The sequence below is a fragment of the Prescottella sp. D32 genome (assembly GCF_037287305.1).
In the GTDB taxonomy this organism is placed as follows: Bacteria; Actinomycetota; Actinomycetes; order Mycobacteriales; family Mycobacteriaceae; genus Prescottella; species Prescottella equi.
The window spans coordinates 96132-122072 of record NZ_JARBSW010000006.1 but is presented as its reverse complement, the minus strand read 5'-3'; the positions used below and the strand labels follow the sequence as shown (position 1 = coordinate 122072).

Below are 25941 nucleotides of genomic sequence, written 5' to 3'. Positions count from 1 at the left end.
GAAGTTGTCGGTACCGAGCTCTAACCTGAACCTCAGATCGCTGGACGAGACTTCGAAAAGGGGACCACGATGGCACCACAGGCACACGACCGCGACAAGGCGCTCGAACTGGCGCTTGCTCAGATCGACAAGAGCTTCGGCAAGGGTTCGGTGATGCGTCTGGGTGAGGAGGCTCGTCAGCCCATCGCCGTGATCCCCACCGGATCGATCGCGCTGGACGTGGCGCTCGGTATCGGCGGTCTGCCGCGCGGTCGCGTCGTCGAGATCTACGGCCCGGAGTCCTCGGGTAAGACGACGGTTGCGCTCCACGCGGTCGCCAATGCTCAGGCCAACGGCGGCGTCGCGGCGTTCATCGACGCCGAGCACGCGCTGGATCCGGAGTACGCCCGCAAGCTGGGCGTCGACACCGACGCACTGCTCGTCTCGCAGCCCGACACCGGTGAGCAGGCGCTCGAGATCGCGGACATGCTGATTCGTTCCGGCGCTCTCGACATCATCGTGATCGACTCGGTCGCCGCGCTGGTACCGCGAGCCGAGATCGAGGGCGAGATGGGCGACAGCCACGTCGGTCTGCAGGCCCGTCTCATGAGCCAGGCGCTGCGCAAGATGACCGGTGCCCTCAACAACTCGGGCACCACCGCGATCTTCATCAACCAGCTGCGCGAGAAGATCGGCGTCATGTTCGGCTCACCCGAGACCACGACCGGTGGTAAGGCGCTCAAGTTCTACTCCTCGGTCCGCCTCGACGTCCGGCGCATCGAGACCCTCAAGGACGGCACCGACGCGGTCGGTAACCGCACCCGCGTCAAGGTCGTCAAGAACAAGGTGTCGCCGCCGTTCAAGCAGGCCGAGTTCGACATCCTCTACGGCCAGGGCATCAGCAAGGAAGGCTCGCTGATCGACATGGGTGTCGAGCACGGCTTCATCCGCAAGTCGGGCTCCTGGTACACGTACGAGGGTGACCAGCTGGGCCAGGGCAAGGAGAACGCCCGCAAGTTCCTGCTCGAGAACACCGACATTCGTGACGAGATCGAGAAGAAGATCAAGGAGAAGCTCGGCATCGGCGCAGTCCTGACCGACGAGGACGCCGAGCAGGCCGACTTCTAGGTCGACGACGCACGTCTCCGGTCCAGCCGTAGTGCCGGACCGGAGACGAAGCCTCAGCTATGAGCGACCACAGCAGCCACGCCGACAGCAGTTCCGCCGACCACCGCGACGGCGACAGTCAGTACGACCGGTACGGCAGTGACGACGTCACCACCGGCCGGCGACGTGCCTCGAACAGAGGCCGTGGACGGCGGGTCGGGGAGAACGGTGAGCCATTCGAGTTGAAGGGCAGCCCGGAGACGCTGGCGGCACGGGCGAAGGACGTGTGCCTGCGGCTGCTGACGGACCGTGCCCGCAGTCGCGCGGAACTCGAGCAGAAGCTCGCGCAGAAGGGCTACCCGCAGGCGGTGATCGACACGGTCCTCGACCGACTCACCGAGGTCAAGCTGGTCGACGACGCAGCCTTCGCCGAGCAGTGGGTCCACTCCCGGCACACCTACTCCGGGAAGGGGCGGCGGGCGCTGGCAACCGAGCTGCGCCGCAAGGGAATCGACGACAGTACGTCCAATGAGGCGCTGTCGCAGATCAGCGCCGACGACGAGCGCGAGCGGGCCGCCGAGCTGGTCCGCAAGAAGCTTCTCCGAACCACGTCGGCAGACATCTCCGACCGGGACGACCGGGAACGGTTGATGCGGCGGCTCGTCGGCATGCTTGCGCGTCGCGGATATCCGGCGGGTCTGTCGTTTACGGTCGTCAAGGCGGAGCTGGCCGAACTGGGGGCGGACACCGGCGAGCTTCCGGATCTCTGAGCTCTCGCCCGCGCCGGTCAGAGCCCGCGCTGTCTTCTCCGGCCGTACCGGCTGGTCAACCAGATGCCCCTGAGAGTCATCAGCACACCCAGGCCGATGCCCCATCCCAGCACCGAGAACGCCAGCCCCACTCCCTCCTGGCTGGTGATCGTCCGACTCGCGTCGACGGCGAACGCGGTCGTGAATCCCGCTGTCGTACCCATGGCGGCGGCGAGGCCTCCCGCCTTCGTCCAACGCGACAGGTGCGCGGCAACGAAACACGCCAGCACCACTGTGGCGCCGCACGCCACTACCTGCCAGGTCGGGAATTTGTTCGGCGCGGGAAGCGCCGGGCTGCGGAACTGGCCCGCGGAGTCGGCCGACCAGCTGAGCCAGCCCGCACAGGCCAGGAATCCCAGTGCCGACGCGACCAGTCCCGTCGCCCACAGCCCGAGCCGGCCGCCCGTGCGCCCGGGGATCGGGCCACCGAGTTCGGCACGCTCCGATCGCCAGACGGATCGGACGACTCGAGCACCGAACAAGCCGGGCACACCCACGAAGATGAAGACGTTCCACAGGAACTGCGTCCAGGAGAAGTCGGCGGCCATGCCTCGAGTATGCGGCAGTTCGGGGCCGAAAACCGAAGGGCTCGCGGAGGATCGGAATCCTCTGCGAGCCCTTCGGATGCTCGAGTGGCTCAGCGCGGCTGCCGCGACTGCACGGTATCGCTGAAGTCGTCGATGCCGGGGGCGCCGTCCAGTTCGTTGGTGTCGATCGGGACGACGGCGGGTCGCCCGCCCTTCTTGCCGCCGGTGCGCAGGCGCTTCTCGAGCCACGTCGCGAACGACGTCAGCGCGAAGTTGATGATCACCATGATCACGCCGACCACGATCAGCGCGGCGAAGAAGTTGCGGTAGTAGGACGCCGCCTGCTGACCACTGCGGATCAGTTCGATGTAGCCGATCTGGTAGCCCAGCGCCGAGTCCTTCAGCGCCACGACCATCTGCGACACCAGAGCCGGAAGCATCGTGGTGATCGCCTGCGGCAGCAGGATCAACCGCATCATCTGGCTCTTGCGCATACCGAGCGCGGACGCGGCCTCCGTCTGGCCCTTGGGTAGCGAGAGGATGCCGGCGCGGATGATCTCGGCGATCACCGAGCCGTTGTAGAGCGTCAGACCCACCACGACGGCCGCGAGGGCCAACTGGCTGGACGGGAAGACGCCGTACTGCGCGAACGCCTGGTAGGCGAAGATCATCAGGATCAGCACCGGGATCGCACGGAAGAACTCGACGATCGCCCCGCTGAGCCAGCGGACCCAGCGGTGGTCGGACAGCCGGCCGATGCCGAGGATCGCACCCAGGATCAGGGCGAAGACGATCGACAACGCCGCCGCCAGCAGCGTGCCCTTGAGGCCCGGCAGCAGATACGTCGTCCACGTGAAGTGGTCCAGGAACGGCGACCACTTGTCGGCCTCGAGCTGCCCGTTGTCGGCCAGCACGTTGAGCACGTACAGCGCGAGCGCAACCAGCACGATGCCGAAGACGATTGCGATGATCCGGTTGCGGATCCGGGCGCGGGGGCCCGGAATGTCGAAGAGAACGCTCGACTGCTGGGTCATCGCTTCACCGCCAGACGCTTGCCGAGGTAACCGAACAGGAATCCGACGGGGAGCGTCAGGATCATGAAGCCGATGGCGAAGATGCCGAAGACCAGGAACAGCTTGTCCGCCTCGTTCTCGATCATCGTCTTCATCAGCAGGGACGCCTCGGCCACACCGATGGCCGAGGCGATCGTGGTGTTCTTCGTCAGGGCGATCAGCACACTGCCGAGCGGCGCGATGACCGCTCGGAATGCCTGCGGCAACACGATCATCCGGATGCCCTGGGTGAAGGTGAGGCCGAGCGACCGCGCGGCCTCGGCCTGTCCGATCGGCACGGTGTTGATGCCCGAGCGCAGCGATTCGCACACGAACGCGGCGGTGTAGACGACGAAACCGAGCACTGCCAGGCGGAAGTTGTTCTGGTCGATGAACGTCGACGAATCCTCCGGCGCGAAGTGCACGCCGAGGTTCTGGTAGAGGCCCACCGAGCAGAACACGATGATCAGTGTCAGCGGCGTGTTGCGGAAGATGTTGACGTACCAGGTCGCGAAGATCCGCAGGATCGGAACGGGGGAGACCCGCATCGCGGCGAGGATCGTGCCCCAGATCAGGGCGCCGAGCGCCGACCAGAAGGTGAGCTGCACCGTCGTCCAGAATGCACTGACGAGCTGGTCACCGTAAGTATCGATCAGTCCCATGTCACCTCCTCCGCATCAGTACCGGTCGACCGACGGCGGCGCGGGCAGCGCGTAGCCGGAGTCGCCCATGGTCTCTTCGAGTGCTCGCTGCCAGGCGCCGGTCGCGATCATGTCCTCGATGGCGTCGTTGATCTTCATGCGCGCCTCGGTCTCGCCCTTCGGCAGGCCCACGCCGTACAACTCGGTGGTGAACGGCTGGCCGGCGAGCTTGAACTCGCCCGGATACTGCGCGGCGTAACCCGCGAGGATGATGTCGTCGGTGGTCAGTGCGTCGACCTTGCCTCGGTGCAGCGCCTCGACGCACGACGAGTAGCTGTCGAACTGCTGCAGCTGGACGCCCGGGTACGACTTCGCGATCTTCTGGGCGGGTGTCGATCCCGAGACCGAGCACAGCTTCTTGCCGCCCTGGAGGGACTCCGCTCCGGTGATGGAGTCGTCGTCGGCGCGGACCAGCAGCGACTGCCCCGCCACGTAGTACGGACCGGCGAAGTCGATCACCTTCTTGCGGTTGTCGGTGATCGAGTAGGTGCCGACGACGAAATCGACCTCACCGTTCTTGATGAGGTTCTCGCGCTGCGCCGACGGCGCCTCGCGCCAGGTGATCCCGCTCTCGGGTACCCCCAGGTAGTTCGCGATGTACTTGGCGACCTCGACGTCGAAACCCGTCATCGTCTTGTCGGGTTCGCGCAGGGCCAGACCCGGCTGGTCGTACTTGGTGCCGATGGTCAGCTGCCCCTCGGCGGCGTCGGCCAGCACGTCCCGTGGCTCGCTGCTGCCGCACGCGGAGGCGGTGAGGACGACCGCGGTGACGGCGGCGACGAGTGCGAGCGCGCGCGGCGCTCGGATGCGTATGCGTTTCATGATGTGGTCCGTCCCCGTCAGTGTCCGAGGATCTTGCCGAGGAAGTCCTTGGCGCGGTCCGACTCCGGAGCGGTGAAGAACGTGTCGGGGTCGGTGTCCTCGACGATGGACCCGTCGGCCATGAAGATGATCCGGTCCGCGGCCTTGCGCGCGAATCCCATCTCGTGGGTGACCACGATCATCGTCATGCCTTCCTTCGCGAGGTTGACCATGACGTCGAGGACCTCGTTGACCATCTCGGGGTCGAGGGCCGAGGTGGGCTCGTCGAAGAGCATCACCTTGGGGTCCATCGCGAGGGATCGCGCGATAGCGACGCGCTGCTGCTGTCCGCCGGAGAGCTGGGCCGGGTACTTGTCGGCCTGCGAGTCGATGCCGACCCGCTCGAGCAGTGCGTGGGCGCGCTTCCTGGCCTCCGCCTTGTCCAGTTTGCGGACCTTCACCGGCGCCAGCATGACGTTCTCGAGGACCGTCTTGTGGGCGAAGAGGTTGAAGCTCTGGAAGACCATGCCGACATCCGAGCGCAGCTTGGCGAGGGCTCGTCCCTCGGCCGGCACCGGTACGCCGTCGATCGTGATGGAGCCGCGATCGATCGGTTCGAGGCGGTTGATCGTGCGGCACAGGGTCGACTTGCCCGACCCGGACGGGCCGAGCATGACGACCACTTGGCCGCTCGGGATCTCCAGGTCGATGTCCTTGAGGACGTGCAGGTCCCCGTAGTGCTTGTTGACCTCCTTCATGGAGATCATCGACGGGGTACCGGGAGCCGCTCCGGTGGTCTCAGGCTGCGTCATAACGCGTAACCCTATAGGGACTCATTACGTACCCGCTGGTCTAGCGCCTGTAGATCTTGATCGATCAAGTCTCCGGGCGGTCGAGCGATCCACGTGCGCGGGTCGGGTCCGGGCGAACAATGTGGCCACGACAGGCGGTTTTGCCAGGGGCCGTACCCTTGGATGCGTGGAGACGATCGACCAGAATGCCGGACGCAGCTACGAGGTCCGCACCTACGGCTGTCAGATGAACGTGCACGACTCCGAGCGGCTGTCGGGTCTGCTCGAGGACGCCGGCTACACCAAGGCCGTGCCGGGGGAGCAGGCCGATCTGGTCGTCTTCAACACGTGCGCGGTGCGCGAGAACGCCGACAACAAGCTGTACGGCAACCTCAGCCATCTCGCGCCGGTGAAGGAGGAGCGCCCCGGCATGCAGATCGCGGTCGGCGGCTGCCTGGCGCAGAAGGACCGCGACACGGTCGTCAAGAAGGCGCCGTGGGTCGACGTCGTCTTCGGCACCCACAACATCGGGTCGCTGCCCGCGCTACTCGAGCGGGCCCGGCACAACGAGCAAGCTCAGGTCGAGATCCTCGAATCGCTCGAGGCCTTCCCGTCGACCCTGCCGGCCAAGCGCGAGTCCGCGTACGCCGGCTGGGTGTCGATCTCCGTCGGCTGCAACAACACCTGCACGTTCTGCATCGTGCCGTCGCTGCGTGGCAAGGAGGTCGATCGTCGTCCGGGCGACATTCTCGCCGAGGTCCAGGCGCTCGTGAACGAGGGCGTGCTCGAGGTGACGTTGCTGGGCCAGAACGTGAACTCGTACGGCGTCTCGTTCGCCGATCCGGAACTCCCGCGCGACCGCGGCGCGTTCGCGAAGCTGCTGAGCGCCTGTGGGCAGATCGACGGGCTCGAGCGCGTGCGGTTCACGTCGCCGCATCCGGCCGAGTTCACCGACGACGTCATCGAGGCGATGGCGACGACGCCGAACGTGTGCCCGCAGCTGCACATGCCGCTGCAGTCCGGCTCGGACCGCGTCCTCAAGGCGATGCGCCGCTCGTACCGCAGCGCCAAGTTCCTCGGGATCATCGAGAAGGTGCGCGCCGCGATGCCGCACGCAGCCATCACGACCGACATCATCGTGGGCTTCCCGGGAGAGACCGAGGAAGACTTCCAGGCCACCCTCGACGTCGTCCGGCAGGCGCGCTTCACCAGCGCGTTCACGTTCCAGTACTCCAAGCGTCCGGGAACGCCCGCCGCGGAGATGGACGGTCATCTCCCGAAAGCCGTTGTGCAGGAGCGCTACGACCGCCTCATCGCGCTGCAGGAGGAGATCACGCTCGAGGAGAACCGCAAGCTCGTCGGCACCGAGGTCGAGCTGTTGGTGACCGCGGGCGACGGCCGCAAGAACGCCGAGACCGCGCGCATGAGCGGCCGGGCGCGGGACGGCCGGCTGGTCCACTTCAAGCCCGAGGGCAACCTCGACGGCGACCTGCGCCCCGGCGACGTCATCACCGTCGTCGTCACGTCGGCGGCCCCGCACCACCTCGTCGCCGACGACACCGTCCTCACGCACCGCCGCACCCGCGCCGGTGATTCGTTCGAACGTGGAGTCACCCCGAAGACTCCACCGATCGGCGTCGGGCTGGGACTGCCCCAGGTGGGTGTCCCCGCGCCGCTGCCAGCACAGATGGGATGCAACGCATGAGTGCCAGCGGCGACGCGGCCGACCACGAGAACCGCCCCGGCGGGCACACCCCCGACCCCATCGAGGAGTACCAGAAGGACTTCGAGGCGGCCGAGAAGAAGATCGCCGGCGAGATCGATCCCGGCATGCGCGCCGTGGTCGTCGCGGTGTGCGTCCTCGTCCTGCTGCTGTCGTTCACCCTGCCGCACACCGGCTCGGCGAACGGCTGGGACGTGCTGATCTACGCCCAGCCCGCCGTCGACGAGCACGTCAAGTTGCCGTCCCGGATCTTCGTGTGGCTCGCGCTGGTGTTCGGCGGCGTGTTCTCGATCCTCGCGCTCGTCACGCGGCGCTGGGTGCTTGCGTGGGTCGCGCTCGCCGGCACCGCGGTCTCCACGGTGTTCGGCATGCTGGCGATCTGGTCGCGGCAGACGCTCCCGGTCGCGGACGCGTCCGGCGCGGGCCCTGGCATCGGCCTGATCCTGGGCTGGATCACGGTCATCGTGCTCACGTTCCACTGGTTGAAGGTGGTGTGGACCCGCACGGCCATGCAGCTCGCGGCGGAGGAGGCGCGCCGCAACGCCGCCGACCCGGATTCGCACAACGACTGGACCGTCTGAGAGGACGATCCGCCTGGACGACGAATGAGGGGTGCGACGCCGACCGGCGTCACACCCCTCATTCGTTCGTCACTCAGCGCTCGTTGACCGCGCCCTCGGCCGCCTCGGCCCACTCACGCCACTGCTGGGCCTGAGCGAGCGCCTTCTCGGCGTCCTTGGTCTTGCCGGCGGCCGTGGCCTTCGCGGCCTGCTCCTCGAACTGCGTGACACGCTCGCGGAACTGGGCGGCACGCGCCAGCGCCTCGGGATCGGTACGACGCCACTCGGAGTCGGCGGCCTCGCGGACACGCTTCTCGATCGCGCGGAGCTTGCCCTCGAGGTCGTGCATGCGCTCGCGGGGGACCTTGCCGATCGCGTCCCACTTCTCCTGGAGGTCGCGCAGGGCGGCGCGAGCCGCATCGATGTCCTTGTCGGGGTCGATGTTCCCGGCACTCGCGAGCAGTTCCTCCTTGGCCACCGCGTTCTGGGCGAACTCGGCGTCGCGCTCGGACGCGGCCGCGTTGCGGGCGGCGAAGAAGACGTCCTGCGCCTCCTTGAACCGGCGCCACAGGGCGTCGTCGGCGTCCCGGGGCGCACGCCCGGCCGCCTTCCACTCGGCGAGCAGGTCACGGAACGCGCCTGCGGTCGGACCCCAGTCGGTGGAGCCCGACAGTGCCTCGGCCTGCGCGACGAGTTCTTCCTTGCGGGTCTTCGCGGTGGCGCGCTCCCGATCGAGTTCGGCGAAGTGGGTGCCACGACGACGGTTGAACGCCTCCCTGGCCTTCGAGAACCGCTTCCACAGCGCGTCGTCGGTCTTCCGGTCGAGTCCGCGCAGCGTCTTCCACTCGTCGAGGATCTCGCGCAGACGGTCGCCGGCGGCCTTCCACTGTGTCGATTCGTTCCCGAGCTGCTCGGCCTCGGCGGCGAGCGCTTCCTTGCGGGCCGTCTGCTCCTGACGGGATTGGTCCTTCTCCTGCTTCGCCTGTGTCGCGGCCTGCTCGGAGCCTGCGACGATCGCCGCCAGTCGCGCGCTGAGCGCGTCGATGTCGCCGATGACGGCCGCGGTCGGCAGGGTCTCGGCGAGTGCCTCGGCGGCCGACCTGGTCTTCTTGGGGTCGCCCGCGCCGGACGCGAGACGAGCCTCGAGCAGGGCCACCTCGGTCGCGAGATCGTCGTAGCGGCGGCCGAAGTGGGCGAGGCCTTCGGCGGCGTCGCCCGCCTGCCAGGAGCCGATCTGTCGTTCCCCGTCAGCGGTCTTCACCCAGGCGGTACCGTCGTCGTCGACGCGGCCGAACAGGCTCGGATTGCTGGGGGCGGCGGTGTGAGGGGCATGCGCCGAGGCAGGACCGGACTTGGGGGCGCCGGCGGTCTTGGCGGCACCGGGCTTGGCAGCGCCCGGCTTCGGGGAGCCCGGCTTGGGGGTACCCGGCTTGGGTGCGTTGCTGTCGGTCATAGCTCCTCGTCTCTGCCGCGCGTCACGGCTGCCTCATCACACTGTCGCCTCTCACCGCACCCTCTCGGGTCGGGGCCGGTGGGAGCGTGCAGCGACTGTCCACGACTATTGAAACAGGTATGACCCTCCGAGGGCGTCACCTCGGGTCGACTACCGTGGCGCAGTGTGTTGACAGCCGCAGCCTTCGTGCCCTCGCCGCCACTGCTGGTTCCCCAATTGGCCGGTGCCGCAGCGTCGGAAACCGACCGGTTGCGCCGAGCGGCGCTGGACGTGGCGGGCCGGCTGGCCGACTCGTGCGTCGAGTGGACGGCGATCGGTGTCGCCGAGGTCGGGCGCGGGCCCGCGGACGTGGCCCCCGAATCGTGCGGCACGTTCCGGGGTTTCGGAGTCGACCTCCCGGTGTCGCTGTCCGACGCCCCGCCCACGGCACCCGACCCCGATATGCCGCTCGCGGCCCTGGTCGCCGGTTGGCTGCGGGGGCGCGCGGCGCCGTCGGTCCGGGTGCGGGTGCGGACGCTGGCGGCCGACACTCCGGCCGCCGAGTGCACGCGGCTCGGAGCTCGACTGCGGGCCGAGTTCGACGAGTCGACCACCGCACAAGGTCTGCTCGTGATCGCCGACGGTGCGAACACGTTGACGGACAAGGCCCCGGGCGCGTTCGACGAACGATCAGCAGACGTCGAGGCTGCGCTCGACCGCGCCCTGGCCGCCGGTGACCCGGCCGCGCTCGCCGCGCTGGACCCGGAGTTGTGCGCAGCGGTAGGGCTCGCCGGACGTGCTGCCTGGCAGGTACTTTCGGGCGTGTTCGGCGACGTGACCGGAACCGGTCAGCCGCGGAAGGCCGAATCGTCGTACAGCGGTGCGCCGTACGGTGTCGGCTACCACGTCGGAATGTGGCTGCCGTGAGTTCTCCCCGGGCACCCGGACCGACACCGATCGCCGTCGTCGGCCCCACCGCCACCGGCAAATCCGATCTCGGCCTCGACCTCGCGGAGCGACTCGGCGGCGAGATCGTCAACATCGATGCGATGCAGCTGTACCGCGGCATGGACGTCGGCACCGCGAAGCTGACGGTGGCCGAGCGTCGCGGCATACCGCACCATCAGTTGGACGTCCTGGACGTCATCGAGACCGCCACCGTCGCGCGATACCAGGAATCCGCGGTGCGCGACGTCGAGGACATCCGGGCCCGCGGCGCGGTGCCCGTCATCGTCGGCGGATCGATGATGTACGTGCAGTCGCTGCTCGACGAATGGGCTTTCCCCGCGACGGACCCGCAGATTCGTGCGCACTGGGAGTCGGTTCTCGCCGAGGGCGGGGCTGCCGCGGTGCGTGCCGAGCTCGAACGGGTCGATCCGGAAGCAGCGGCCTCCATCCTGCCGACCGACGGTCGGCGCATGGTGCGCGCACTCGAGGTCGTCGAGCTCACCGGCAAGCCGTTCGCGGCGTCGGCTCCCAAGATCGGTGAACCACGTTGGGGCACGATGATCTTCGGTGTCGACCGCGACACCGAGGCACTCGACGCACGGATCCGGCTGCGTACCGAGCAGATGTTCGACCGGGGTCTCGTCGACGAGGTCGAGCGCCTCGTCGGGGTGGGCCTGCGGGAGGGGGTGACGGCGCAGCGCGCGATCGGCTACGCGCAGGTGCTCGCGATGTTCGACGGGGAGTACGACCGCGCAGAGGCGTTGGAGCGCACCTTCATCGGCACTCGCCGCTACGTGCGCCGGCAACGGTCCTGGTTCCGCCGCGATCCCCGGGTGCGTTGGGTGGACGGTGCCGATCCGGCTCTGCTGGAGGGTGTGCTGCGCGCGATCGGCGAGCACTGACGTCCCGCTAGAGTTGACGGCATGGAATTCAGCAAGGGCCACGGTACCGAGAACGACTTCGTGATCCTCCCGGATCCGGATGCCGATCTCGCGCTGCCGGCGCACCGCGTCGCCGCGTTGTGCGACCGCCGTCGAGGACTGGGAGCGGACGGCCTCCTGCGCGTCGCGCGGGCCGGTGCGCTTGCCGCGGTCGGTGTGCTGCCCGAGCTGCCCGAGGGCGTCGGCGCCGACGACTGGTTCATGGACTACCGCAACGGCGACGGTTCGATCGCCGAGATGTGCGGCAACGGTGTACGGGTGTTCGCGCACTACCTGCGCGCGACGGGGCTGGAGCTGCGCGACGAGTTCGTGGTGGGTAGCCGGGCCGGCGCCCGTCCGGTACATGTGCACTCCGCAGATCACGTCCACGGCGACGTCACCGTCGACATGGGCCGGGTGCGCGAGCTCGGAACCTCCACCGCGACGGTCGGCGGACGTGTTCTCGAAGGCATTGGCATCGACGTCGGCAACCCGCATCTCGCCTGCGTCGATCCCGACCTGACCCCGGCGTCGCTCGCGTCGCTCGACCTCACGGCCGCGCCCGGATTCGACCCCGGGTTCTTCCCCGAGGGCGTCAATATCGAGATCCTGACCGCGCTCGTCGACGGGGCCGTGCAGATGCGCGTCCACGAGCGTGGTGTGGGGGAGACCCGGTCCTGCGGCACCGGCACGGTCGCGGCCGCGGTGGCCGCGCTGCGCGCCCACGGTGACGCCGACGGCAAGGTCGAGGTGCGGGTTCCCGGTGGTCGCGTCGAGGTTTCGGTCGACGGTGGCCGCGCCGCACTGCGCGGTCCGTCGATGCTGGTCGCCGCCGGTCGGATCGACGACCGCTGGTGGACCGAGCTGGGATGATCGGCGTCGGGCCCGGGGCGCCGGGGCCGGACCGAAATCGGCGTGCACCGCACTCGCGCTTCGTGGGACCATGAAGGTGTATGACGAAAACACATCGCACCCACTCCCAGTCGGCGGACGACACCGCCGAGCACACGGCCTCCGACGAGGCTGACTACTTCGACGACCACTCGGCGCCGTCCGTCGGCGAGATGCAGCTCGACGAGCGCAGCGCCCTGCGGCGTGTGCAGGGTCTGTCCACCGAGCTCACCGACGTCACCGAGGTCGAGTACCGGCAGCTGCGTCTCGAACGTGTGGTGCTGGTCGGCGTCTGGACGTCCGGCACCGCCGCTCAGGCCGACGCCAGCATGGCCGAGCTCGCGGCGCTCGCCGAGACCGCCGGCTCCGAGGTGCTCGAGGGTCTGGTCCAGCGGCGCGACAAGCCCGACGCCGCCACCTACATCGGTTCCGGCAAGGCCGACGAGTTGCGGCAGGTGGTTCTCGCGACCGGTGCCGACACCGTGATCTGCGACGGCGAGCTCACGCCTGCCCAGCTCACCGCGCTGGAGAAGGTCGTCAAGGTCAAGGTGATCGACCGGACGGCGCTGATCCTCGACATCTTCGCCCAGCACGCGACGTCCCGCGAGGGCAAGGCACAGGTCGCGCTGGCGCAGATGGAGTACATGCTGCCGCGGCTGCGCGGCTGGGGCGAGTCGATGTCCCGGCAGGCCGGTGGCCGTGCCGGCAGTAACGGCGGCGTCGGCCTGCGCGGTCCCGGCGAGACGAAGATCGAGACCGACCGCCGGCGCATCCGCGAGCGGATGGCGAAGTTGCGGCGCGAGATCAAGGGTATGAAGGCGGCGCGCGACACCAAGCGCAGCCATCGCCTGCGCAGCGAGATCCCGTCCGTCGCGATCGTCGGATACACCAACGCCGGCAAGTCGAGCCTGCTCAACGCCCTCACCGGGTCGGGTGTGCTGGTCCAGAACGCGCTGTTCGCGACCTTGGATCCGACGACCCGGCAGGCGTCGTTCGAGGACGGCCGTGAGTACGTCCTCACCGACACCGTCGGTTTCGTGCGCCACCTGCCCACCCAGCTGGTCGAGGCGTTCCGGTCGACGCTCGAGGAGGTCACCGACGCCGACCTGTTGTTGCACGTCGTGGACGGGTCCGACCCGCTGCCGACGGACCAGATCAAGGCCGTTCGCGAGGTCGTCACCGAGGTGATCCGCGAGAACGATACGACCGCTCCGCCCGAGTTGATCGTGGTAAACAAGATCGACGCCGCGGACCCGGTGGTACTGACCCAGCTGCGCGGGCTCCTGCCCGGCGCGGTGTTCGTGTCCGCCCGAACCGGGGAGGGCATCGATGAGCTCCGTACGCGACTGGGCGAGATCGTTCGACGACCGGAAGTCGAGGTCGACGTGCTCGTGCCCTACTCGCGAGGCGACCTCGTCGCACGCATCCACTCCGACGGCCAGATCCTCGACACCACCCACGAGGAGGACGGCACCCGCATGCGAGTGCGGGTTCCCGAATCGCTCGCCTCGGCACTGGACGAGTTCGCGGGGCGCGGCTAGACGACGCGTCGCTACCCGGCTCGCGCTGGCCGGTGCCGCGGCCGCTCTTGTTCCCTCGTTGTCGCTCGCCGGTCCGGCGGCGGCGCAGAGCAGCGGTTCCGGCGTGCTGTTGCCGAACGCCCGGTTCGAGCCGGTCTGCACCCCGACCGATCCGGCCCTCGCCGAGCTGTCCGGGCTGGCGGTGCTGGACGGGAAGACATACGGCATCGGCGACAGCGGCACCGACGACGCCGTCGTCGTGCTCGACGGGAACTGTGCGGTGACCGGCACTGTGCCCGTTCCGGTCGACCCGTACGACATCGAGGACATGGGGGTCGGCCCAGACGGCCGGTTGTGGCTCGCCGACACCGGCGACAACCTGCGCGCCCGGTCGACGGTGGCGCTGATCGCCCTGGATCCGGCGTCGGGGGACGGGCAGTTGCACCGGCTCACGTATCCCGACGGCCCCCACGACGCGGAGGCGCTGTTGATGCAGCGGGATGGCGTGCCGCTGATCGTCACGAAGGAAGTCCTCGTCGCCAACGGTGTGTACCGACCGGCCGGCGGAGTGTCGGTCGACGGCCTCGCCTCGCCCGGGCCGACCGCGCTCGAGCGGGTCGGTGAGCTGCGAATCGGACCGACGACGACACCGGGTGGTCCCGTGCCCGTCGGCGGATCGACGTTGGTGACAGGCGGCGCCGTCAGCGCCGACGGCACCGTTGCCGCGCTGCGCACGTACACAGACGTCTACCTGTTCTCGGCCCCGGACGGCGACCTCGCGCGGGCACTGACCACGACCACCCCGGTGCGGGTGGCGTTGCCGAATCAGCCGCAGGGCGAGGCCATTGCGTTCACTCCGGGCGGTGACCTGCTTGCCGGATCGGAATCCGCCGGCGGTCCGCTGCCCCCGCTGCAGGTTCTGCCCGGCGCGGTCGACCTGACCCGCAACGAATCGTGGTCCGGCGGTTCGGTATCGCTCTCGGCGTCGACAGGGGAACCGGCTGCGTCCGACACGACGGAGGCGTCCGACAGCGCCGGCCCGGACGACGGAGCCGCGCAGTGGTCCACGCCCGTCCTTCTCGGTGGTGCACTCGTGGCCGGGCTCGCGACGTTCGGCCTCGTGTGGCGACGCTCGCGTCCCCGCCGGCACTGATCCTTCACGTCGGCACTGACCTCCCCGCGGCGAACGCGTCGGATCGGAGGAGACACCTTCTGCGAATGACGCGACTCGCGCCCACGTAAACCGGTCAATCGGTTGATTTCGGACGGTTGTCCGCTAGCGTCCCGCCTGCCGGATTTCAATGGGCGACAGGAAAAATGAACAGGGAGGCACAGTGCGACGGCTCTGGGCAGCGGTCTTCACGGCAGTTCTTTCTCTATCGGCATTCGCCACGACGGCGGGCGCAGCACCGCCCGCGAGCGTTCTCGGGTCGAGCAGCTCCCTCGGCTCCTCACTGGGGTCGTCCGAGTCCAGCGAATCGTACGAGCCGGTCGATCCCACCGCGGGCACTTTGATCGCGACCAGCGGATTCGACGTCAAGCGCGACGGGTTCTCGTTCGCGAACTGGGGGAGCGCCGACGCGACTCATCGGCGGGGCCTGACGCCCTCGATGATGCAGACGCTCTACGGCGACCGTATCTGCGCGCGAATCGTCGACGACGGTTGCGTTCTGACAGCGACCGGCCAGGCACTCCAGGCGGATATGAACGAGAATGCGGGCGGCGGGCACTGTTTCGGCTTCGCCGCGCTGGCGGGCCTGTTCGCAACCGGGCAACTCGACAAGGCGGACTACCTGCCCGCCGGCCTGAGTGTCTACGAGGCGCCGCCGTCAGATCTGCTCGACGGGTTGATCACTCGGTACGCGAGCACCCAGTACTCTCCGCCCACCAACAGTGCCCGGGCAGCCTTCCCGGTCGCCGGGATCGTCGAGGAACTCGAGGCGGCCTGGGACCGCGGTGAGAACTACCTGCTCGCAATCTTCCAGGAGGGTGTCGGTGGTCACGCGGTAACGCCGATCGCGGTGCGTGACCTCGGTGACGGCAGGATCGGGATCGTCGTGTACGACAACAACTTCCCCGGCGTCGAGAACATGATCGTGGCGAACCCGGGCGCCGACACCTGGTACTACACGACAGCGTTGGTCCCGGCGGAGAGCAAATACCGGTTCATCGGGTCTCCGGACAATCCGATGAACCTCTTCCAGCTTCCGCAGACACCCGCGGTCCACGAATGCCTGATCTGCAAGGACGAGGGTGACGATTCGGTGCTCGTCGTGGTGAAGGACAATGCGAAGAATCGTGACGGCACGATCATCGACTGGGACTTCGACATCACTGCGCCCGGCGGGGGTGAAATCGAGGGACTCGAGCAGGTCGAGATCTTCGACAACCGGAACACGAACACATTCCGGGTTCCGGCCGGCGTCGCGTTCGAGATGACGTTGGACGGTGTCCCTGCAGGCCCGGCGGCGGACGTCGACGTCTCCCTCTACGGTGACGGCTGGATCAACGAGATCGACGACATCGAACTCTCGCCCGGAGCGCGGACCTCGGTGAAGGTCGATCAGGACCAGCGCAAGTTCGACTTGAGCAGTAACTCCGTCCTCGCGCCGACGCTGAGACTGGCCAGCGAGCAGGCGAACTGGTCGGTGGCGGCGGTGGGGACCGGCCTGCGTGTGCTGCCGGGAAGCACCCTGTCGGTGGCTCGCGAGACCGACGGCGACTACGTGTACGCCCTCCGTGGAGTAGGGCTCCCGGGATCTCTGAAGCTCGATGTCCGGCACCGGGACGGCGTTCGGGATCGGGACGTGACCACCGGCGGTCCGGTGAGCATTCCGGTCGATTCGTCCGCCTCGGTGGCCGCACACGTGTGGAACGGTGAAACTCCGCTCACCGTGCGGGTCGAGGGGAACGGGGTCGATCGCACGTACCCGATGGTCCCGGCGAGCTGACCGAGCTGTAGGGGCGAACGCGGCCGCCCACCGTCCGGCGGGTGGGCGGCCCCGACCGGCACCGGACCGCGCACTCGGTACGGATGTGATTCGAGCGGGCAAGGGCGGTGCGGTGGTGTATCGCCGCAGGCGGTGGCCCTAGTATTGGCCAACTGTGACGAGTACAGAGGACCGCGCGGGAAGCGCGGCCGAACGGGAAGCCGGCACCGGGATGTTCGGATGGGCGCTGCACGGCGACGGCCGGCGGATCAGCGACGGAGCGGTCGTGGCGCCGCACGAGCGGCTGTCGTGGCCGCGCACGATCGGCATCGGCATGCAGCACGTGATCGCGATGTTCGGTGCAACGCTGCTCGTGCCGACGATCACGGGCTTCCCGGTGACGACGACGCTGCTGTTCTCCGGCATCGGCACCGCACTGTTCCTGCTCATCACCCGCGGCAGGATCCCGAGCTACCTCGGGTCGTCGTTCGCCTTCATCGCTCCGCTCACCGCGGCCGCCGGTGACGGCCCCGCCGCCCAGCTCGGTGGCGTCGTCGCCGCGGGCGTCGTGCTGATGCTCGTCGGTCTCGCGGTCAAGGTGATCGGCGCTCGGGTCATCGACGCCGTCATGCCGCCCGTCGTCACCGGCGCGGTGGTGGCGTTGATCGGGCTCAATCTCGCGCCCACCGCCGCCGGATCGTTCCAGGCGCAGCCGCTGATCGCAGCGGTGACGCTTCTCGGCATCCTCCTCGCCACCGTGATCGGCCCCGGCATCATCGGGCGTCTCGGCATCCTCATCGGTGTCGTCGTCGGTTGGGTCTTCGCCGCGATCACGGGCGGACTCGCCGACGAGCGGGTCGACGCGTTGCGCGAGGCCGCCTGGTTCGGTGTGCCCCACCTGCGTGGTCCGTCTTTCGACCTGTCCGTGATCCTGCTCGCGCTGCCGGTCGTGATCGTCCTGATCGCCGAGAACGTCGGCCACGTCAAGGCGGTGTCCGCGATGACCGGCAAGTCGCTCGACGACCTCGCCGGCAACGCGCTGTTCGCCGATGGTCTCGCCACCACCCTCGCCGGTGCCGGCGGCGGGTCCGGGACCACGACCTACGCCGAGAACATCGGCGTGATGGCGGCGACCCGCGTCTATTCGACCGCGGCGTACTGGGTGGCTGCCGTCACCGCCGTCGTCCTCTCGTTCTCGCCGAAGTTCGGTGCGCTGGTGTTCACGGTTCCGGACGGCGTCATCGGCGGTGCGACGATGGTGCTGTACGGCCTGATCGGGGTGCTCGGCGTCCGTATCTGGATGGACGCCAAGGTCGACTTCACCGATCCGGTCAACCTCACCGTGGTGGCCACGGCGCTGGTCGCCGGCATCGGTAACCTCACGCTGTCGATCGGATCGGTCGAACTCGGGGGCATCGCGTGGGGATCGGTCGGCATTCTCGTCGCCTACCCGGTGATGCGCCGATTGAACGCGCTCCGGCGCGCCTAGTCCGCCCACCTCGACGAGCACGATTCGTGACCCGAACCACACGGTCACGAATCGTGCTCGTCTCGGTCATGGATCGCCACTGAGACTCGCTTTACGGTCATGTCGAGGAAGCACGTCCGCCGCTGCGTGCCCGCACGCCGGCGAAGTCGACACGAGGAGACGCAGTGGAACGCACCCTGTTCGAACCCGAGCACGAACTCTTCCGGGAGTCCTACCGCAAATTCCTCGACCAGCACGTCGCACCTTTCCACGATCAGTGGGAGGAACAGAACATCGTCGACCGGTCGGTGTGGGTCGAGGCGGGTAAGCAAGGGTTCCTCGGCATGGCTGTGCCCGAGGAGTACGGCGGTGGCGGGGTCGAAGACTTCCGGTACAACGCGGTCATCACCGAGGAGACCACCCGCGGCGGCTACAGCGGTGTCGGCTTCATGCTGCACAACGACGTCGTCGCCCCGTATCTGATCAAGCTGGCGAACGAGGAGCAGAAGCAGCGCTGGCTGCCCGGCTTCTGTTCGGGTGAGTTGATCACCGCGATCGCGATGACCGAACCGGGCACCGGCAGCGACCTGCAGAACATCAAGACCCGCGCCGTCAAGGACGGGGACCACTGGATCCTCAACGGCGCCAAGACGTTCATCACCAACGGGATCAACGCGGACCTGGTGATCGTCGTCGCGTGCACCGACCCCGACAAGGGGGCCCAGGGCTTCTCGCTGCTCGTCGTCGAACGCGGGATGGAGGGCTTCGAGCGGGGCCGCAACCTGGACAAGATCGGCCTCAAGGCGCAGGACACGGCGGAACTGAGCTTCACCGACGTCCGGGTCCCGGCCGAGAACCTCCTCGGCGAGGAGGGAATGGGGTTCATCTACCTGATGCAGAACCTGCCGCAGGAACGCCTGTCGATCGCCGTCGTCGCCGCCGCCGCGATGGAGTCCTGCCTCGACATGACCATCCAGTACTGCCGCGACCGCAAGGCGTTCGGCAAGTCGATCGGCAGCTTCCAGAACACCCGCTTCGTTCTCGCCGAGTTGGCCACCGAGACCACCGCGGTGCGGGTTCTCGTCGACAAGTTCATCGAGCAGCTCAACGCCGGCAAGCTGTCGGTGCAGGAGGCGGCGATGGCCAAGTGGTGGACGACGGAGGCCCAGGTCAAGCTCATCGACCGGTGCCTGCAACTGCACGGAGGCTACGGCTACATGCGGGAGTACCCGATCGCCAAGGCGTACATGGACTCGCGGGTCCAGACGATCTACGGCGGAACCACCGAGATCATGAAGGAGATCATCGGGCGCGGCCTGAACCTGGGCTGACCCGACCGATCGGAGAAGGGAGAGGGGACCGCGACGCGGTCCCCTCTCCCTTCTCTCGTGTCGTCAGAGCTTGCGCATCACGGTGACAACCTTGCCGAGGATGGCGGCGTCGTTACCGGGGATGGGCTCGAACAGGGGGTTGTGGGGCATCAGCCACACGTCCTTGCCCGTCCGCTTGAACGTCTTTACCGTCGCCTCGCCGTCGATCATCGCCGCGACGATGTCGCCGTTCTCGGCGACGTTCTGCTGCCGGACCACCACCCAGTCGCCGTCGCAGATCGCGGCGTCGATCATCGACTCGCCGACCACCTTGAGCAGAAAGAGCGAGCCCTGGCCGACCAGTTCGCGAGGTAGCGGGAAGACATCCTCTACTGCTTCCTCCGCCAGGATCGGGCCGCCGGCCGCGATTCGGCCCAGGACGGGCACGAACGTGGGGGCGGGGCGGTCGCCGGATCCGTCGCGCTCGGTGACGGCATCCTCGATGCCATCCAGGCCGCGAACGTCGACGGCGCGGGGCCGGTTCGCGTCGCGCCGCAGGAAGCCCTTCCGCTCGAGCGTTCGCAACTGGTGCGCGACGGACGACGTGGACGTCAGGCCCACCGCGTCCCCGATCTCACGGATGCTCGGGGGGTAACCGCGCTCCGCCACCGACGCCCGGATCACCTCGAGGACCTTCCGTTGGCGCGGTGTGAGCTGGGAGGCATCGAGCGTGGCCGTCGCCTCGTCGGCCGCAGGGTTCCCGGAGGACGGGCTCCCGGAACGGCTCGAGGTGCTCGTGCTGTCGTCCTTCATCGTGGGTGCGCCTCCTCCTTCGCGGATACGTCGCATGCGTATCGGTTGGTGTGTCGAATCTATCCCGATCGGTCGGCTACTTCAAACATCTGTTCGAGCCGTGTCGGCGATTCTGGTGACTTTGTCGGACCCGCGTGGTAGAAATCGAATATCTGTTCTATCGAACGCATGATCGAACAGGGTGAAGGGTGGGCGGTTCGCGTGGTCTCCGACAGCACGGCGAGCTGCAACGATTCGACGATTCGCAGGAGGGTTCGGATGGGTACGGCACTTTCGCAGCAGCGGACGACACGAGCGTTCGGGGAGGTGACCAGGGGGCGTGCCGTGTACGTGCGGGCCGACGCATCGGGAATCGAGATCGAGCGGCGTCCGGCAGCGTCGGGCGTCCGGTCGGTCGATACATTCGTGTCGACGGGGTCGCGCGGACAGCAGCGGCAGCGCAACACCACACGCCCGGCGGCGGGTGCGGTGCATTACGGCTCGGCGCCTCGGCACGGAAACGCCGGCACGCAGGTGTCCCGGGCGGCCGGCCCGTCCCACGGCCGCAAGCGCGCGACGTCGGGACTGTCCGCCGTCGTCGCGACCTTCGTCATCACCGCCGGCGTGGTCGCCGGCCTCGATGCGATCGCCAACCTGAGGATGGCTCAGACGGATTCGGTCCCGACCTCGACGGATTCGGTGCAGGTTCGTCGCGGGGAGTCCCTCGGTGACGTCGCGGCGCGGGTGGCGCCCGAGGCGCCCGTCGCCCAGGTGGTCGACCGGATCGTCGAGTTGAATGCAATGTCGGGCGCCGAAGTTCGTCCGGGGCAGATCCTGATCAGCCCCGTCTCGCACGGGGGCTGACGCGGTGAGGCCGCACAAGGCATGTGTGGGCACCACGCACCCTTCGGGTTTGCGGCCGGCGGGTGCGGTTACCCGTGAGTCGGTGCCCGGACCGGTCGGGCGGGTATCCTCGGATCCTGTCAGTCCCACCACCTCGCGTGGTCGCGTCGATATCGCGTCTCCCTTGCACGGACCGGTTCTGCTGGTCCCCGCGGCGATCGAGGAGCAATCCAGCGGCCACGATGGCCACGAAGGATTCACCATGCACTGCCCGTTCTGCCGGCATCCCGATTCACGCGTGGTCGATTCCCGTGAGGCAGACGAGGGGGCGGCGATCCGCCGGCGGCGATCCTGCCCGGAGTGCGGACGCCGTTTCAGCACGGTCGAGACCGCAGTGCTCTCGGTGGTCAAGCGGAGCGGCGTCACCGAACCTTTCAGCCGGGAGAAGGTAGTGCAGGGCGTGCGACGCGCGTGCCAGGGTCGCCAGGTCGACAACGATGCGCTGTATCTGCTGGCGCAACAGGTCGAAGACGCGGTTCGGGCCGCCGGATCGCCCGAGATTCCCAGCCACGAGGTCGGATTGGCCATTCTCGGGCCGCTTCGCGATCTGGACGAGGTCGCCTACCTCCGTTTCGCGTCGGTGTACAGGTCCTTCAGTTCGGCCGAGGATTTCGAACGCGAGATCAAGGACCTGCGTGCGCATCGCGACGATCGCGGCAGCGACCTGGCCGAGTCCGACGCCGCCGAGTAGGCAAGGCGAAACGAGCAAGGCGCACCCGGGCCGGGCACCGATCAGCGCCGGATGGCGTCGATCGATTTGAGGACCCGCTTCTCGGAGACCGGTATCGCAGTGCCCAAGGACTGGGCGAACAGGCTCACGCGCAGTTCCTCGATCTTCCAGAGGATCTCGTTGACGTCGTCGTCGCCGCGGCGTTCCTCGGGCAACGCCGACAGCATCCGGTCGTACGCCGCATAGACGCGGTCGAGCGCGTCCATCCCGACGCGGTCCCGCTGGGCGCTGCCCGGCAGGGACTCGAGGCGCAACGACGCTGCCGCGAGGTACCGCGGCAGCTCGCGCAGTCGCTTGGACCCCAACTCCGTGACGAACCCGGGGAACAGCAGCGATTCCCGTTGCTCGCGTACGTCGTCGGCCGCCTCCCCGGAACTGCGATCGAGGATCGTCGACAGTCGATGAGCCTCGGTGAGCGACGGGAGGAGCATTCGAAGTAGCCGCGCGACCCGGGTGGCCAACTGGGCGCGCACCTTGCCGCTGAGTTCCTCGAATGCGGCGGGGTCCTGAACAGGTCCGCCGTTCTCGGCGATCAGCTCGTCGACCGCGCAGGCGCGGCAGTCCTCGAGCAGTGCGTCGAAGCTGCCGTCCGGGTTCTGCCCGAGGGCGAGTCGGTCGATGTTGCTCATGCCACCCGTCACCGACTTGGCCTGCGTCGGAATCGCCTTCAGCAGCAACTCTCGGGTACCGGCCTGCATCGCCGCGCGCTGCGCGCTCGGCGTTGTGAGGACCCGTACCGCGACCCCGGATTCCTCGGCCACCAGCGCCGGATATCCGGTGACCTTCTGGCCACCGATCTCGCGGGTCACCGACGAGGGCAGGGTGCCCAGCGTCTGCGCCGTCCACACCAGCGCGGGCTTGCGTTCCGTCGTCGCGGTCGCCTTCGACACCTCCACCTCGACTCGGGGTGCCAGCGCGCGGCGCAGCGCGGTCAGGCTCTTGTCCCGCCCGAGGACCTTGCCCTCGTCGTCGACTGCCGCAAACGTCATCCGCAGATGCGGCGGCAGCGAAGCGACGTCGAAGTCGGTGGGTTCGATCCGGCAGTTCCCCAGGCGGGAGAGTTCCCGCGCCAGGGCGTGCACGAGGGACTCCGAGCGGGGCTTCACCGCGGCGAGTGCGGCCGCAGCGAAGTCCGGCGCCGGAACCACCTGTCGGCGAAGCTGTTTGGGCAGTGTCTTGATCAGCGCGGTGACGAGTTCGGTGCGCATACCCGGCACGAGCCAGTCGAAGCCCACCGGCCGCAAACCCGCGAGCAGGGCGACCGGAATCCGCGCCGTCACGCCGTCGTCGTCCTTGCCGGGCTCGAACTGGTAGGTCAGCGGGAACTGGATGTCGCCCTGACGCCAGGCGTCCGGGTAGTCACCGTCGAGGACTGCGGCGGATTCGGCGTTGACGACCGTGGACGTGGTGAAGTTGAGCAGATTCGGGTTCTCGCGGCGGGCCTTCTTCCACCACGTGTCGAAGTGCCTGGCGGACACGGCCTCCGCGCCGACCCGCTCGTCGTAGAACTCGAACAGCGTCTCGTCGTCGACGAGGATGTCACGGCGTCGGGCACGGTGTTCGAGCTCCTCGACGTCGTCGAGCAGCGCCCGGTTGGCGTGGAAGAACTTGTGCTGCGTCTGCCACTCGCCCTGCACCAGCGCGTGGCGGATGAACAGCTCGCGCGACACCTCAGGATCGATCGAGCTGTACGTGACCGGGCGCTCGGTGACGAGGGGGACGCCGTAGAGGGTGACCCGCTCGTAGGCCATCGCGCAGGCGCGTTTGGTGGACCAGTGCGGCTCCGAGTAGGTGCGCTTGACCAGGTGGGGGGCCAGCTTCTCCGCCCATTCGGGCTCGATCCGGGCGGCCATCCTGGCCCACAATCGTGACGTCTCGACGAGTTCGGCGGCCATCACCCAGCGTGGCGGCTTCTTGAACAGGCCAGATCCGGGGAAGATCGCGAACCGGCTGCCACGGGCGCCGAGGAAGTCACGCTTGTCGCCCTCACGCAGACCGATGTGCGAGAGCAGTCCCGCCAGCAGCGACTGGTGGATCGACGTCTCCGACGCCTGCGAGGAGCCGGAACCGGATGTCTCCCAGCCGAGGCCGCGGGCGATCTGACGGAGCTGGCCGTGCAGGTCCTGCCATTCGCGGATACGCAACCAGTGCAGGAACTCGTTGCGACACATCTTGCGGAACTGGCCCCCGCTCAGCTCCTTCCGCTGCTCGCGCAGGTACTCCCACAGCTTCAGGTAGGCCAGGAAGTCGGAGTTCTCCACGTTGAAGCGCGCATGCTTCTCGTCGGCGGCCTGCTGGAACTCGGCGGGGCGTTCCCGGACGTCCTGGATCGACAGTGCCGAGACGATGACCAGCATCTCGTGCAGGCACCCGTTGCGGTGCGCCTCGACGAGCATCCGGGCCATCCGCGGATCGACCGGGAGCTGGGCGAGTTCGCGGCCGGTGGCGGTGAGCTGCGGGCCGGCCGGGACCGGGCCGTCACCCTTCGCGGGCTGCTTGCCGGCCGCGATCGCACCCAGTTCCTCGAGCAGTGCGATGCCGTCGCGGATCGCGCGCGGGTCGGGCTTCTCCACGAACGGGAACGCCTCGATGTCGCCGAGCCCGAGCGCGGTCATCTGCAGCACGACGGACGCGAGGTTGGTGCGCAGGATCTCCGGTTCGGTGAACTGGGGACGTGCCTCGAAGTCGTCCTCCGAGTACAACCGGATGCAAATGCCGTCCGCGACGCGGCCGCAGCGGCCGGCGCGCTGGCGGGCCGACGCCTGCGAGATCGGTTCGATGGGCAGGCGCTGCACCTTGGTCCGCACCGAGTAGCGCGAGATTCGCGCGGTGCCCGGGTCGACGACGTATCGGATGCCGGGCACGGTCAGCGACGTCTCGGCGACGTTGGTGGACAGCACCACCCGTCGCCCGCTGTGCGGGGTGAACACCTTGTGCTGTTCGGCCGCGGACAGCCGCGCGTACAGCGGCACGATCTCGGTGCCCCGCAGCTTGCGGTCGCGCAACGCGTCGGCGGTGTCGCGGATCTCGCGCTCACCGGAGAGGAACACGAGGATGTCGCCGTCGCCCTCGGCCGACAGTTCCTGGACCGCTTCGCACACGGCGTCGACGGGATCGCGGTCGAAGGTCTGCTCGCCCACCTCGACGGTGAGCGGCCGATAGCGCATCTCCACCGGGAACGTCCGGCCCGACACCTCCACGATGGGTGCGGGCACACCGTCGACCGCGAAGTGTTCGGCGAATCGCTCGGGATCGATCGTCGCCGACGTGATGACGACCTTCAGGTCCGGGCGGCGGGGGAGGAGTTGCTTGAGGTAGCCGAGGATGAAATCGATGTTGAGGCTGCGCTCGTGCGCCTCGTCGATGATGAGCGTGTCGTAACGGCGGAGCATTCGGTCGCGCTGGATCTCGGCGAGCAGGATGCCGTCGGTCATCAGTTTGACCAGGGTGGAATCGGAGACCTGGTCGGTGAACCGGACGGTGTAGCCGACAGTGTCGCCCAGGTCACGGCCCACCTCCTCGGCGATCCGCTCGGCGACCGTGCGGGCCGCGAGTCGGCGTGGCTGGGTGTGCCCGATCATGCCCCGGATTCCGCGGCCGAGTTCGAGGCAGATCTTCGGGATCTGCGTGGTCTTGCCGGAGCCTGTCTCGCCGGCGACGATCACCACCTGGTGCGACGCGATGGCGGCGGCGATGTCGTCCCGGCGTTGGGTGACGGGCAGCGCCTCGGGATAGGTGATCGCCGGGACCTGGGCGCGTCGGCCCGCGATGCGCGTCTCGGCCGCGGTGATCTCCTCGTTCAGGGCGGCGAGGGCGGACGGGGACTTGGCGCGATCGAGGCGTCGGCGCAGCCGGTGCTCGTCGCGCAGCGTGAGCGCACCGAGACGCTTCTTCGCCTCACGGCGATCGGTCTGGATCTCGGCTGCAGAAGGTGATGTCGACATGCTCCGCACAGCCTATCGAAAGCGCGCAACGGTAATTCTCGCTGCAACCGGCCCGCCGTCGCGGCGACCGGGCGGTCCGGGCGGGAACCGTGGCATAGTCGCT

22 protein-coding genes are annotated in these 25941 nt (G+C 68.3%); 14 read left to right on the top strand and 8 right to left on the bottom strand.

The features are described 5' to 3' along the window. The first annotated feature begins 69 nt into the window (after positions 1–69). Both recA and recX read left to right on the top strand, forming a co-directional pair. Complete coding sequence (recA, locus tag PSS76_RS21695) at positions 70–1107, top strand: recombinase RecA (protein WP_005513719.1); 1038 nt, start codon at positions 70–72, stop codon at positions 1105–1107. A gap of 221 nt (positions 1108–1328) precedes the next feature. Beyond that, entirely contained in the window at positions 1329–1856 is a 528-nt protein-coding gene (gene recX / locus PSS76_RS21690) for a recombination regulator RecX (RefSeq protein WP_231813766.1), read from the top strand. A gap of 17 nt (positions 1857–1873) precedes the next feature. Here the strand turns inward: recX and PSS76_RS21685 are convergent, their stop codons facing one another. The 5 genes from PSS76_RS21685 to PSS76_RS21665 all read right to left on the bottom strand — a co-directional run bounded on the left by PSS76_RS21685 (position 1874) and on the right by PSS76_RS21665 (position 5743). Then, positions 1874–2443 (bottom strand): hypothetical protein, encoded by a 570-nt coding sequence (locus PSS76_RS21685; RefSeq protein ID WP_286460609.1) that lies wholly within the window; start codon positions 2441–2443, stop codon positions 1874–1876. Between the two features lie 89 nt (positions 2444–2532). Then, positions 2533–3456 carry an amino acid ABC transporter permease gene (locus PSS76_RS21680; RefSeq protein WP_005513715.1) on the bottom strand — a complete coding sequence of 308 codons (924 nt, stop codon included), beginning with the start codon at positions 3454–3456 and terminating at the stop codon, positions 2533–2535. Beyond that, on the bottom strand, positions 3453–4136 hold the full coding sequence (locus PSS76_RS21675) for an amino acid ABC transporter permease (RefSeq protein WP_005513714.1): 684 nt from the start codon (positions 4134–4136) through the stop codon (positions 3453–3455). The genes PSS76_RS21680 and PSS76_RS21675 overlap by 4 nt, the downstream gene beginning before the upstream one ends. A 15-nt stretch (positions 4137–4151) precedes the next feature. Then, on the bottom strand, positions 4152–4982 hold the full coding sequence (locus tag PSS76_RS21670; RefSeq protein ID WP_037085354.1) for a glutamate ABC transporter substrate-binding protein: 831 nt from the start codon (positions 4980–4982) through the stop codon (positions 4152–4154). 32 nt (positions 4983–5014) lie between these two features. Next, positions 5015–5743: an amino acid ABC transporter ATP-binding protein gene (locus PSS76_RS21665; protein WP_022595510.1), complete on the bottom strand. Its 729-nt coding sequence runs from the start codon at positions 5741–5743 to the stop codon at positions 5015–5017. Positions 5744–5954: 211 nt separating this feature from the next. Here PSS76_RS21665 and miaB point away from each other — a divergent pair, with 211 nt between their 5' ends. After that, positions 5955–7472 carry a tRNA (N6-isopentenyl adenosine(37)-C2)-methylthiotransferase MiaB gene (miaB, locus tag PSS76_RS21660; protein ID WP_337456613.1) on the top strand — a complete coding sequence of 506 codons (1518 nt, stop codon included), beginning with the start codon at positions 5955–5957 and terminating at the stop codon, positions 7470–7472. Beyond that, complete coding sequence (locus PSS76_RS21655; RefSeq protein ID WP_005513706.1) at positions 7469–8071, top strand: Rv2732c family membrane protein; 603 nt, start codon at positions 7469–7471, stop codon at positions 8069–8071. The genes miaB and PSS76_RS21655 overlap by 4 nt, the downstream gene beginning before the upstream one ends. Before the next feature lie 73 nt (positions 8072–8144). Here PSS76_RS21655 and PSS76_RS21650 read toward each other — a convergent pair whose 3' ends face one another. Beyond that, positions 8145–9503, bottom strand: a complete 1359-nt coding sequence (locus PSS76_RS21650) for a DUF349 domain-containing protein (RefSeq protein WP_084867094.1) — start codon at positions 9501–9503, stop codon at positions 8145–8147. Between the two features lie 165 nt (positions 9504–9668). Here PSS76_RS21650 and PSS76_RS21645 point away from each other — a divergent pair, with 165 nt between their 5' ends. From PSS76_RS21645 to PSS76_RS21610, 8 genes are all read left to right on the top strand, one after another. Continuing rightward, positions 9669–10409 carry a class III extradiol ring-cleavage dioxygenase family protein gene (locus PSS76_RS21645; RefSeq protein WP_084956641.1) on the top strand — a complete coding sequence of 247 codons (741 nt, stop codon included), beginning with the start codon at positions 9669–9671 and terminating at the stop codon, positions 10407–10409. After that, entirely contained in the window at positions 10397–11332 is a 936-nt protein-coding gene (miaA, locus tag PSS76_RS21640) for a tRNA (adenosine(37)-N6)-dimethylallyltransferase MiaA (protein ID WP_337456612.1), read from the top strand. The genes PSS76_RS21645 and miaA overlap by 13 nt, the downstream gene beginning before the upstream one ends. Positions 11333–11353: 21 nt before the next feature. Next, positions 11354–12223, top strand: a complete 870-nt coding sequence (dapF, locus tag PSS76_RS21635) for a diaminopimelate epimerase (RefSeq protein ID WP_081122037.1) — start codon at positions 11354–11356, stop codon at positions 12221–12223. 80 nt (positions 12224–12303) lie between these two features. After that, the gene (gene hflX, locus PSS76_RS21630) at positions 12304–13782 is read left to right on the top strand and encodes a GTPase HflX (RefSeq protein WP_005513698.1); all 1479 of its coding nucleotides are present in this window, start codon (positions 12304–12306) and stop codon (positions 13780–13782) included. Between the two features lie 58 nt (positions 13783–13840). Further along, positions 13841–14914: a hypothetical protein gene (locus PSS76_RS21625; RefSeq protein ID WP_005513697.1), complete on the top strand. Its 1074-nt coding sequence runs from the start codon at positions 13841–13843 to the stop codon at positions 14912–14914. Between the two features lie 358 nt (positions 14915–15272). After that, positions 15273–16712 (top strand): hypothetical protein, encoded by a 1440-nt coding sequence (locus PSS76_RS21620; RefSeq protein WP_337456611.1) that lies wholly within the window; start codon positions 15273–15275, stop codon positions 16710–16712. 211 nt (positions 16713–16923) lie between these two features. Further along, complete coding sequence (locus tag PSS76_RS21615) at positions 16924–18180, top strand: uracil-xanthine permease family protein (RefSeq protein WP_005513693.1); 1257 nt, start codon at positions 16924–16926, stop codon at positions 18178–18180. A gap of 164 nt (positions 18181–18344) precedes the next feature. Next, positions 18345–19490: an acyl-CoA dehydrogenase family protein gene (locus PSS76_RS21610; protein WP_005513691.1), complete on the top strand. Its 1146-nt coding sequence runs from the start codon at positions 18345–18347 to the stop codon at positions 19488–19490. 63 nt (positions 19491–19553) lie between these two features. Here the strand turns inward: PSS76_RS21610 and lexA are convergent, their stop codons facing one another. Then, entirely contained in the window at positions 19554–20282 is a 729-nt protein-coding gene (gene lexA / locus PSS76_RS21605; RefSeq protein WP_337456610.1) for a transcriptional repressor LexA, read from the bottom strand. Positions 20283–20540: 258 nt separating this feature from the next. Between lexA and PSS76_RS21600 the strand changes: the two genes are divergently transcribed. Both PSS76_RS21600 and nrdR read left to right on the top strand, forming a co-directional pair. Beyond that, positions 20541–21125: a LysM peptidoglycan-binding domain-containing protein gene (locus PSS76_RS21600; protein ID WP_013415793.1), complete on the top strand. Its 585-nt coding sequence runs from the start codon at positions 20541–20543 to the stop codon at positions 21123–21125. Between the two features lie 241 nt (positions 21126–21366). Beyond that, a complete protein-coding gene (nrdR, locus tag PSS76_RS21595) occupies positions 21367–21855 on the top strand; it encodes a transcriptional regulator NrdR (protein ID WP_013415794.1) in 489 nt (162 codons plus the stop codon). A gap of 41 nt (positions 21856–21896) precedes the next feature. Here the strand turns inward: nrdR and hrpA are convergent, their stop codons facing one another. Further along, complete coding sequence (hrpA, locus tag PSS76_RS21590) at positions 21897–25838, bottom strand: ATP-dependent RNA helicase HrpA (protein WP_337456609.1); 3942 nt, start codon at positions 25836–25838, stop codon at positions 21897–21899. Positions 25839–25941 lie beyond the last annotated feature (103 nt).